The organism is Labilibaculum antarcticum (assembly GCF_002356295.1).
GTDB classification, from domain to species: Bacteria; Bacteroidota; Bacteroidia; order Bacteroidales; family Marinifilaceae; genus Labilibaculum; species Labilibaculum antarcticum.
On sequence record NZ_AP018042.1, the window covers coordinates 767,038 to 779,606 of the forward strand.

General features: G+C 36.2%; 5 protein-coding genes. 1 reads left to right on the forward strand and 4 read right to left on the reverse strand.

Features of this window, described 5'->3' with window-relative positions; all coding sequences use genetic code 11:
- Positions 1-15: 15 nt before the first annotated feature.
- Entirely contained in the window at positions 16-3,135 is a 3,120-nt protein-coding gene (locus ALGA_RS02800) for a SusC/RagA family TonB-linked outer membrane protein (RefSeq protein WP_096427856.1), read from the reverse strand.
- Between the two features lie 268 nt (positions 3,136-3,403).
- Between ALGA_RS02800 and ALGA_RS02805 the strand changes: the two genes are divergently transcribed.
- Positions 3,404-7,594: a hybrid sensor histidine kinase/response regulator gene (locus tag ALGA_RS02805; protein WP_096427857.1), complete on the forward strand. Its 4,191-nt coding sequence runs from the start codon at positions 3,404-3,406 to the stop codon at positions 7,592-7,594.
- Positions 7,595-7,669: 75 nt separating this feature from the next.
- Here ALGA_RS02805 and ALGA_RS02810 read toward each other — a convergent pair whose 3' ends face one another.
- From ALGA_RS02810 to ALGA_RS02815, 3 genes are all read right to left on the reverse strand, one after another.
- Positions 7,670-9,634 carry a T9SS type A sorting domain-containing protein gene (locus tag ALGA_RS02810; protein ID WP_096427858.1) on the reverse strand — a complete coding sequence of 655 codons (1,965 nt, stop codon included), beginning with the start codon at positions 9,632-9,634 and terminating at the stop codon, positions 7,670-7,672.
- A 126-nt stretch (positions 9,635-9,760) separates the two neighbouring features.
- Positions 9,761-9,898 (reverse strand): hypothetical protein, encoded by a 138-nt coding sequence (locus ALGA_RS22905; protein WP_153244836.1) that lies wholly within the window; start codon positions 9,896-9,898, stop codon positions 9,761-9,763.
- Between the two features lie 88 nt (positions 9,899-9,986).
- Positions 9,987-12,530, reverse strand: coding sequence for a glycoside hydrolase family 2 protein (locus ALGA_RS02815; RefSeq protein ID WP_197705685.1), 2,544 nt, complete (start codon positions 12,528-12,530; stop codon positions 9,987-9,989).
- Positions 12,531-12,569 lie beyond the last annotated feature (39 nt).

Consider the following 12,569-nt stretch of genomic DNA (forward strand, 5'->3'; position numbering starts at 1 on the left):
ATAATTCTTTTGATATTAAAAATCAACTTGTACTCCCATTAAAAACTTACGGGTAACAGGGTAACTCCCCTTATCAATACCTCTGGTTGAGACACCATTTCCACCAACTTCAGGATCGTAACCGTCATAGTTCGTGAATGTAAATGCATTTTGAGCGGTACAATAAACTCTCAGTTTATCAAAGTACTTTCCTGTAATTTTTTTAGGAAGTGTATAACCTAAGGTAATATTTCGTACTCTCAAGAAATCAGCATCTTCCAGGAAGTAATTTGAACGGGAACGAAAATTATCGTGTTCTGAACTCGATCTAGATGACATGATATCAGAATCAGGATTTTGTGGTGTCCACATCCGAGCAAGATCTTTATGACGGCCCATTGAGTAAGCAAATAGTTTTGCTCCGTTAAAAACCTTATTTCCATTCGAATAGAACAACTGTGTACTCAAATCAAATCCTTTATAATCAACAGTAAGATTTAAACCAACCTCGAATTTAGCCTGACCAGAACCTTGGTAAGTACGATCATCATCATCAATAACTCCATTCTTATCAGTATCGATATAGATTAGATCACCCAACTGAGCATTGGGTTGAATCGCTGATGTAGAACCATCTTCGTTGGTATGCACATGAGCTGCCAATTGTTCTGCTGTTTTAAAAATTCCATCTGTAGGAATCAAAAAGAACGCACCAGCCTCGTAACCCGGAACCATATAAGTTGTCATATCCTGCTGAGTTGCACGCCAGCTACCAGGCTTACTATCAGCCAATGCAATTTTTTCTAAATCTTCACCTAAATCGGTAATTTCATTTATGTTACGTGTAAAAGTACCTGAAACTTGCCAGTTCATTCCAAAGCTTGTTCTCTCTTTGTAATAAGTACCAATCTCAAAACCTTTGTTCACCATATTACCAACATTGGAAGTTATTGAATTGTAATTTCCCCAATCACCAGTTATTGTTGTCCCTGATGAAGCAGGTAAAAGAACATTTAAAAGCATGTCTTGCTTGTCGTTCTTATACACATCAGCTGTCAAACTAAATTTACCATCGAACATTAATAAATCGACACCAATGTTCTGAGAAATATTTGTCTCCCATTGTACCATTGGATTACCATAACCTCTTTGAATAGCTCCAGAACCCAATTCATCACCACTTTCAGGTCCCCATACATAATCTATATTAGCATCTACATAAGCGGCATACAAATAAGGTGAAATTCCCTGGTTACCCACTTCACCATAACTCAATCGAAGTTTTAAATTATCAATGCTGGTAACTGATTCCATAAATTTTTCTTCACTAATGTTCCAACCTGCGGAAGCACCATAGAATTCTTTGTATCTGTTATCCTCACCAAAATTTGAAGATCCATCGTAACGAACACTCGCACTAAAAAGATAACGATCGTCATAGTTGTACTGCAAACGTGCTAACTTACCCACAATTCCATGTTCTGAATCATTGCCCGTAATGGCAGTATTTGATGCACCTCCATCAAAAACAGAAACATCATTACTGATAAAATCTCTTTTTTGTGTAGATACATTATCCTTTATTGTTTTCTCAACAGTATAACCAACTAAAGCGGAGAAAGTATGTTTGTCAAATGTCTTCGTATAATTCAGAAGATTTTCCATTGTATACTTATTTGAAGAGGAAAAGTCTTCAGTCAAAATAGCATCTTCACGACTTCCTAATTTATTAATTGCACCATCCTCATCGTAAACAAGATATTGTGGTTGCCAGAATTCACGGTGATAATTCCAATGATTCATACCTAAATTAACTTGGTAGGTTAAACCTTTTGTAATTTCATATTTTAGATTGGCTGCCAGATTGTAAGAATCTTCGATTCGATCATCCTTTTGCTTTAATAATTTAGATAAATACCCAACATGATCAGGATTATTACCTGGAATTATAACAGAATTAGTAGTCGTTTCTAAACTTCCAAGAGGCTGACGATAGGGTCCCTGAAACATCGCAAATTCATACAATCCCCATGGTTCCTGCTCTTTATTCGAATGCATCATAGCAATACTAACAAAGGCATCAAATTTACCCTTTTTCAGACTCGCATTTGCTCGGGTTGTAAAACGATCGTAACCCGATTGACGAAGAATACCATCCTGGTTAAAGTAATTGGTATTTACATTAAAAGTAATACCATCACGTCCACCGGAAAAACTCACATTATGACTCTGAACAGATGCATTATCATTTGTAATTGCACCCACAAAATCGGTATCATAATCCATTGCATTCGGATTGTAATGCAATATACTAGAGTGTGAGCCCTGCATAACCTGCATTTGCTCATCTACATATAGATGCTCTGCAGTATTCAATAGTTCTGTTCCAGAAGTAATATTCTGGATACCATAGTAAGAAGAAAAGCTCACCTTTGTTTTTCCTTCTTTACCTCTTTTAGTTGTAATTAAAATGACACCATTCGATGCACGCGTACCATATACCGCAGCCGATGCTCCATCCTTTAAGATATCAACAGTTTCAATATCTTCCGAAGCAAGGTTTGGATTTCCATTATAAGGAATTCCATCTACAACATATAATGGACCGGAATCACTGGAAATAGAACCCAATCCACGAATTTGGATATTGGCCTGATCTCCTGGACGTCCACTACTTTCGACTACACTAACACCCGCAATTTTCCCTTGCAGTGATTTGGTGAAATCAGATGACACGATCTGCGACATTTCTTCTGACTTAATAGATGAAACAGCTCCCGTCAATTCAATTTTCTTTTGTGTACCATAACCGACTACAACAACTTCGGATAGTTCGGCGAAGTCAGGTGCAAGATCAATTTTCACACTTGTTTCACCCGAAAGAGCGACTTCTTGCGTCACATAACCAATAAAGGACACAATAAGTGTACTATTTTCTGATGTATTTATATTAAACACACCATCAATATCACTGGTTGTTCCAATACTTGTTCCTTTTACGACAACGGTTGCGCCAGGAAGCGCAGTTCCATCTGAGGAATCGTAAACAGTACCAGTAATTCTTTTTTCTTGAGCAATAGTACTTGCTGCAAAAAACAGACATAGGAATGCCAATAACAATATTGACTTTCCATTAATTCTAATAATTTCTCTCATAAGAAAGCATTTTTCATTTACAGATTAGGATTAAAAAAAAACGTTACTTTTTAGACTAGACCCAAATCTATTTGATTTTGTTTTGTGAATACGGACCTATTTCACTGTAAACTATATGTGTATTTGATAACAAAGGGCAAAATCGATAACTTGACGGTGGTGTTTGATAACGTTTGCGATATCTTATATCAAACCCCAATGGCTTAAAAGGGAAAATTTGATTATTTTTACTTTCTGTAGATAATTTCCGCCTAAATCCACATTGAACATGATAAAAAAATTATACAAGTATCTTATTTTAGTCAGTATTCTAACAGCGTATTTTTTACCCAATAAATCTTATGGAAATATTGAGAATAAAGAAGCCTATTCTTTTTTTCAATTAAAAGGATTACCTCAAAATGATGTTAACTGTATTTATAAAGACAGTAAAGGTTTTATGTGGATTGGAACTTTAGATGGACTCCATAGATTTGATGGATATTCCTACAAGACCTACCAAATATCTGATAAACCTGAGAGTATTAGCAGCAATATGATTATAGATATTGCTGAAGACAGTAAAGGAAATATTTGGATAGGCACTTATGGGCGGGGAATTTGCAAACTAAACCCAATTACTGAAAAATTCACTATTTACCATACTACCGGAAAAGATGGTTACAGAATAAATAGCGATGACATTACCTGCATGACTATTGATAAGGAGGATGTTATTTGGATTGGGAATTGGTATGGTTACACGCGAATAAAACTTGATGAAAAATCTGATGCTATTGCAGAGATTATCACTATTTCACTTGAAAATATCTCAAAAAACGATTTAAATATTACCCGAAAAATCTATAGAGACGATTTCACTGTTGTGAAAAAAATCTATCAGGATAAGGGTGGACAAATTTGGATAGGGACAAACGGAAAATTGATTAGACTATTAACCCCATACGCCAATAACGATCAAATGAAATATGAATCATTTGATTGTCAGGCTGAAAACTTTTGCGAATACGAAGATGGCTTTTTAATAGGTGGCCCCAGTATCAGTGCTGTTCAAAAGCAAGCTGACGGAAGTTATGAAATAAGCCCTATTATGGATATTACCACTAATGCCATGGTATATAAAAACCAAAAAATATGGTTGGGAAATAGATTCGGGATTACATGTTTACAATACAAGCCTAAGAAAGGATGGCAAATTGAACTACAACTAAACAAGCAGAGTTTAAAAGATCAATTCCCAAGCAATATCGTGACCTGTTTATCAGAAGACGAAAGCGGTCAAATATGGGCTGGAACAAGAGCTGGTGGTATCTATACCATCAACTTAACCCAAAAGAAATTCCATCATTACAAAAAAACAGACAATAAAGGGTCCGTGAGTAGTAATTTTATTCAGGCGGTATTTGAAGATCATGCAAAAAACCTTTGGATTGGCACCGAGGATGATGGGGTCAATTTCCTTTCACGAAAAAATTCCAGCAACTATACAAATCGCTTTCAACACATCCAGATAAATCCAGATTCTCTTGAAAACAGGGCATATTGTATTGAAGAAACCCTTACTCCAAAATCCAAAATTCACAAAAGTCTTATTTGGATTGGAACGAGCCACGCAACTAATCTTGTTGCAATTGATCCTGTTAGTCTGGAAAAGAAATCCTTGCCCAGTTTTATTTCCAATATTGGATTTGTATTTTCACTGGAAACTCAGGGAGACAGCGTTTTATGGGCTGGAACTTATGGTGAGGGTTTATGGAAATTTAGTCTTGATAAAAATGGAGATATCACTAAGTATAAAAATTTCACTCCTGAAAAGAAATCAAAATCACACGTTTCATCACGAATTATTAGGGACTTACTTTTAGATAAACATGATAACTTATGGATTTCAACGGATAAGGGGCTAAATAGGATAAGTGCTCAAGAATTGAATAAGGTAGATCCATTGATACAAAACTTTGAAAATGAGAAAGTAATACACAATGATTATTTCCTGCAAATATATGAGACTCTAAATGGAAAACTTTGGATGGGCAGTATGGGGGGTGGACTTATTTCCTACTCCTATGACAATAACAAGTCAGAACATCATTTTTCTAAAATAACTAAAAAAGATGGCTTACCTAATAATACGATCAAGTCGATTCTGGAAGATGATAAAGGCTATCTGTGGCTTGCAACAAATAAGGGGCTTAGCAGATACAACCCTGCAAATGGTGATATTGTAAATTATGACTCGGCAGATGGATTACAACATGATGAATTTAGTGAGATTTGTGCCTATAAAAGATCCAATGGCCAATTAATATTTGGTGGAATAAATGGCTTTAATGTATTTAACCCGGAACAAATTACCAAAGATAGCGTACCGCCTAAATTGTTCTTAACTGATTTTTATATCTTAAATAAAATTGTTGAGCCCGGACAAAACATCAATGGAAAAACAATCCTTAAAAATAGTATTGAACATACCGATAATATTGAATTAGACTATCAGCAAAATAGTTTTTCGATTGGTTTTTTAGGCTTACACTACAATGCACCTCAGAAAAACAAATACAAATACACACTGGAAGGTTTTGACCCAGATTGGTATAGTGCTGCAGCATCGTATCGAATTGCCAAATACACAAATATTCCTGCAGGAGAGTACACTTTTAAGGTGATGGCATCGAATAGTGATAATATTTGGGTCGAAAAACCTGTCGCAATTAAAATAAAAATTAATTCTCCCTTTTATCTAAGTACTTATGCCTATCTATTTTATGTACTACTAATTTTTATTGGTGGCTACATAGCATATCGGGTATTTAGACTGGCTACACTAAGAAAAAAAGAATTTTTAATTGCAGAAATGGAGAAAAAGAAGGTGGAGGAGATTGCTCAAATCAAGCTTCGCTTTTTCACAAATATTTCACACGAGTTTAGAACCCCCTTAACCTTAATAACAACTCCACTTGCAAAACTAATTAGTAAAAACAAAGAGCTTTCTGAAGACGAACGACTTAAAAATTACAATCTCATTAATCAAAATGCTAATTTTATGCTTCGACTTATTAATCAACTAATGGATTTTAGGCGTTTGGAGCAAGATCTGATTGAATTAAAATTAGAGAACATAGAATTAAATCAGTTTGTAAAATATATCATCAAAACATTTGAGCCTTTGGCTGAGCAAAAGAATATCACCTTTTTGTTTGAAGGAACTGATAATGATTTAACGATTTGGGCTGATGCTGGAAAAATTGAGAAGGTAATTTATAATTTATTATCCAATGCATTTAAGTTCACACCAAAAAACGGATCTATTACTATTGAAATTGAAGATTCGGAACAAGATAATAGTGTGCGGATTTTCATTTCAGATACAGGAATTGGAATTGCTGCGAATGAACAAAAACTAATCTTTGAGAGATACTATCAATCGACCAAAAAAGACAAACAATCATATGGAGGTACTGGAATAGGCTTAGCTCTTTGCAAAGGACTAGTTGACTTGCACAAAGGTACAATAGAAGTAACCAGCGAAAAAAATAAAGGCACAAGCTTTTCGGTAAAACTACATAAGGGGAAAAGTTGGATGAAAATTGACACTTTAGATATTGTATCACCACAAACAGAACAGGTACATTTTGAAGATGAAAAAGAAGAATCTCTTGTTAAATTAGCCCTTGCTGAAGATGTGGTAATCAAAAAAAATCATTACAAAATTCTTTTGGTTGAAGACAACATCGATTTAAGAGAAGTAATTGCTGATATTTTTAACGATTACTTTATCGTTTTTCAGGCAAATGATGGAGTTCAAGGCTTCGAGAAATGCATGAATAATCATCCTGATGTAATAATTAGTGATGTGATGATGCCAAATATGAATGGTATTGAATTGTGTCGCAAAATAAAAGAAGAAGAAGCTGTCAGTCACATTCCCGTTTTATTACTAACCGCTAAAAATACAATAGAATCTCAGCTAGAGGGGTTCAAAACAGGTGCAGATGCTTATATTCCCAAACCCTTTAACGCAGATATTCTTAAAGCCAGAGTTATCTCATTAATTAACAACCGGGAAAATCTTCGTAAGAAATTCCAAAAGGAAATAGAAATTAATCCAATGATTATTGCTAATTCCCCCGCAGATGCCAAATTTCTTGACCAAATACTTTCACACATCGAAAAAAATCTCTCTGACTCGGATTTTTCAGTTGAAAAACTAGCAGGTCTATATGGTGTTTCCCGAATTTACTTAAACCGTAAAATAAAAGCACTTACCGGTGAAACCTCGAATGAATTTTTAAGAAACATTCGATTAAAGCATGCAGCTGAATTATTAAAGCAAAATGTACTTACTGTATCGGAAGTAACCTGGCAAGTTGGATACAATGATTTACGCACTTTCAGGACCAGATTCAAAGATAAATTTGGAGTGAGTCCATCCGAGTATTCTAAAAACTCAGAGAATTAACATAGACATTAAAAAGGCAAATTTGAGCACTAATGAGTTCAAATTTGCCTTTATTAGCCTTAGATAAACAATTCTTTAATTTTTAACAAAGGGGAATGACTGAAAAGTATTTCCGCGAAGCCTTAACACATAATATCCTTTTGATAAAAAGTTAACATCAATTTGAAGTTTGGAAGATAAATTTGAAATATCCGATGTAAAAACAACTTTACCATTTAAGGAAACAAGTTCGAACCCATTAAAATCATTTGATTCTCCAAGCTCCACGTTTAGGATAGAACAGGTTGGATTTGGATACAATTTCACCTTCGAATTTTCCAAAGTATTGGAAGACGGTATATCGAAAATTCCAACAGTAACATTCTCGGCACGTACAATTTCTTTGCTAAATTCATTAGCTCTCATCGCAACACTGCTGATGTAACCACCTGCTTCAGTAAATTCAACAGAAATCGTATTGTTTGCTTTAAGTAATGGATAGGGAACAGGTATTTCAAGCACTCCAAAAAAGCTTTCTCGCTGAGTCTGAAGACCTCCTCTAAAATTTTCCGGAACGGAAAGTTGCACTCCATTAACCATGACTTTGGGATGTAAAGATTTTCCATGAGCACGTCCAATTCCCAAACGAAGAACAGCTTCTCCATATGCTCCGGTTTCAACACCACTAATTGTGAATGATTCAGGAGTGTTGGCAAGTATTGGCTTATAATATGTACTCGCATAATACTTAAGCTCGTCTGATGTTTCATCAATATCAATTGCTGAAGCATACGTGTATTCAAGAATCATTGTTCCTTCAGCTCCTAAAGTAAAATCTTTGGGATCAAGGCTAACAACAGACTCATCCAGAACCGGTTTATCACCCTCCAAATACAAGTTCTTTATTTTTAGTGACTGTAAATCCTGACTAGCTCCCTGAATATTCAAACTAACATTTACAGCAGTAAACTCCAGGTTATTCAGTATCACATAAGCCTTGTTGCCATCCACGTAAACATCCGTCATAACATCAGGGTTTGTAGACTTAGAATCAACTCGGATTCCCTTTACATCAGACCACAACTGATATACTTTTACCATTTCGGTATACACCCAATCGCCGGTATAACTGCTTGGTTCATTTTCTTTTCGCATTAGTCTATGCGAGTAAGTATTATTAACATCCGTAGTTCCCCACTCTGCTTTAATAGGAAGAAAATCAATGGTTTTGTTGATGATATCAGCCCTCTCCATAAATTGCATTCTCATGGAATTAACCGATTTCATATGATGCCAATCCCGAAGAGGTGACCATGCTCCTTTCAAATCATGAGATACGCCTCCAAACTCTGAAACCATAAATGGTTTCACCTTACCAAATGACAAATAGCTGTATTGTTCCATCATGTCAAAAGTAGCTTCCATATTACTTCCTTTTCGATACTTTTGCTTTCCGCCTTGCGCTGCGAAATCGTATAAGTGAATGGTCCAATAATCCATATTGTCACCGCACATATCCAGAAACAACTTCCAACGCTCTTCCCATTGCTTGAAATCATTCTTTTCAAAATCAGGAAAGGCGGTGCAAAAACCTCCAATTTGAATGCTTGAATTTGGATTGTATTTTCGGATCTCTTTTGCAACGGAATTGTGAAATTTAAATATTTCTTCAGGCTGATCCGTTCCGTGATCAACCAACCAATACAAAGGCTCATTAATAATTTCAACATACTTTGGTTGTGGTTTGCCAGTAGTTCCTCCTGTCCCATATGTATCACGAATGTATCTTCCCATGTATTCTCCGGTAGCTGTTCCTAAAGGTTCTGTATCTGTATCTACTTGTGAAAGAGCCCATCCTTTTTTTGTTTCCTGCCCATCAGGCCAGAAAGGATGAAGTTGAGCACACAAAATCTGATCGTTCCGAAACTCATAGGCATGATACTGAGTTTTACTCCCGTAATTTATCTTATTACTTTCTCCCGAAGAAGTAATGCTGGCAGGACTCGCAAATCCAGTCCTATCGGGATCTTCAAGCACAACCTGATTCAAATTCCAGGCCATACCTCCCGTATTTCGTCCCAGATAAACATCATAACCATTCAAAAAATGATCTTGAAGGTCTGGAGTAAAATTAGTACCATCCCATTCTTGCTCACTTATATCAGAATGAATTGCAACGAATTTATTTCAATCGAAGCTGGTTACATTACCCAGGCTTCGTTTTACATTTAAATTGACATCAATAGTAATATCCTCTGGCTCTATCGCCTGCACTCCACCAATAGAAATGGCGCAAACAAATAGAAGTAAACCGATTTTATTCATAATGCAAAATTTGAATTCAAATAGTAATAATAATGATGATACAAACTCCAATACCTATTCAAAACGAATATCATGAGAACATTGCAGTTTAATAATCACTTGCTTTTGGTTTTTCCACCCCACTCTTGTAATCCTTCCCATTTTGACGAGTCATGTCATCAAAGAAGCGCAAGTAATTACCATAGGTGTACTTTCCATTTCTCTTCTGCATCTTTTCCCTCATTCCGTTAAACTGCTTTGTAGCCGTAGCCTGATCACCAATTAAAAAGAAATAATCATTAGCAGATAATTCGTTTCCTTTTTTATCCATCAACTGAAGCTTTATAAAAAACTTCTTATCAACAGATTTTAAAATATCCTCGTCAATATCAAAGAACTTTTTAGCACTATTTTCAGCGATCGCTGCAACATCATAATTACTCGATGTAAGCACTTTACCCTTATCATCCTCAATGGTAAATTTGATTTTGCAATTCTTGTAATTGGTGTAGAAATCATTAATCACCCAAATCTCACCCTTCAGAGCTTCATCATTATGCCAACGTCGTTTTTTAAAGTTGAAACTAACCAAGAGTGGCTGATACGCTTTTTTCACAAAATCGTAAGAACGTTTCGGTTGCTGATAATTATCAACGATTCCCCATTTCATATCAGGCCAATAAGTAATAAAATGACAGAGTGCGATTCCACTTAAACGTGGTTTATGACGACGAAAATACTCTATCCCATTCTGGAAAATTATACCTTGAGCATCCTGAGTGGCATTCACAAATTCCTCTAAAGAGCCAATTCTTTCTTCCCCAAACACGTCGAAATTTTGCATTTTTAAGCGATCCAAATCTGCCCAATGGTGTCCCCAACTCAATCCTGGAGGCCACATTTCGTCTTCAGGAATAAATTTCTTAAGACTTTCAACAGATGGAACCGAAGTGATTGCAAACTCCGGAACAATAGGATAATCAAGCGTTTGATACCAATCTTCCATCAATGCAAAGCCCATACTGTAGAAATATTTTAGTGCATGCACGGCCTCTTTTGGTTTAAAGCCTGCCTTTTGAGACATTTCACAAGTTAATGGTGAATCGGGTACGAAAGGTAACTTTACGTAACTTTGCAGTGAATCTCCCAATGCCTCCAGAAAACCGACAGCAAACAACGGATCTGCCGTGCGCAACAGCATCTCCTCACCACCTTCCATCATAATCAAAGAAGGATGATTTCGGCGTTCTTTAATCACCAATACCGCTTCATGAATGATATCATCCAATAATTTTTGATCTCTAGGTAGATTGCCTGTTCCTAAAGGAACGACATCTTGCCAAACGGTTAATCCAGCCTCATCGCAAAGTTCATAAAATTCAGGAATTTCGGGTGGATGCCATCCGAAAATACGAATATTATTCATGTTTGCCTCTTTGGCCAGCTTAATTAAAGTTGCGTATTCATCAGGGGATGTTCGTCCTACAAAGATATCCGGTGGTCCACCCCAACAAGCTGATCTGATAAAATGGTTTTTCCCATTTATTAATGTTGTACGAGGAAAACTAACCTCATCTTTCGTGAAGCCAGGATTCCAAGCCATTGTAACTTCTCGAATACCAAATGTTACTTCTCTAAAGTCATGATTAACCTGTCCTTCTTTTACTGAGATCCTCGCTTTGTAGAGGTTTGGTTTCCCTAAATCCCAAGGCCACCAAAGCTTCGGTTTTTCGACATGGATGTTCTGTACAAATTTATGCAATCCAGGTTTCACCTTTTTTGTTAGTTCGACTGTAATGTTCTTCGATTCAAAATTTTTGCCTTCAATAGATGCTATAAAAGTCATTTCCTTTGGAACATCGCTGGTATTTTCCACACTCAACTCTAAACCAACTTCTGCTGTTTCATCCTCATTAATAATCGTATTGGCATATACATCCTTGATACGAACCTTGCCTGTCGAAACCATTTTTACGGGACGCCAAATTCCAAAAGGAATCAAATCGCGCCAGTAATCGCCAAACCAGGGTGTTTTTTTACCAGCCACCTTCGCGTTCACTTGTGGTGGTGGGTCGAGTTTCACCATCAATAAATTAGTGCTCTCCAAGCGATGTTTCGAAACTCGTAACGCATCATTAATATCAAATGAAAATGGTGAAAAAGCACCTTCATGACGCCCCAAATGATGTCCGTTCAACCACACATCACAACTGTAATCAACACCTTCAAAATCCAAACGAACTACCTGATCGCTTATGTCCTCGGTTACATTAAACTGTATGGAATACCACCATTCGTATTGTTGCACCCATTGTGCCTTCACACTATTACGTCCAAAATAAGGATCTTCAATGGCACCAATTTTCCATAAATCTGTAAAAACATCACCAGGTACTTCAGCAATATTCCAAACCAGAGTTTCAATATCCTCAGGTGGTAATTCATGTAATCCTTGCTTAACTCCCTCGCCTGGCAGCATCATTTTCATTTTCCAACGCATGCCACTCAGATCGCGTACAACCTGACTGTTCTCCTTATGTGAGTTGATCGACCCTGGTTGCGCATATAAATTACAGCATGAGATTGCACTCAACAAGGCTATAATTAAACATTTGGCCATTCTTATCATATTTTCAGTATTAGGTTTTTTCATAAAAAAAAGGTTGTTTCACAACTACGTTCTGAAACAACC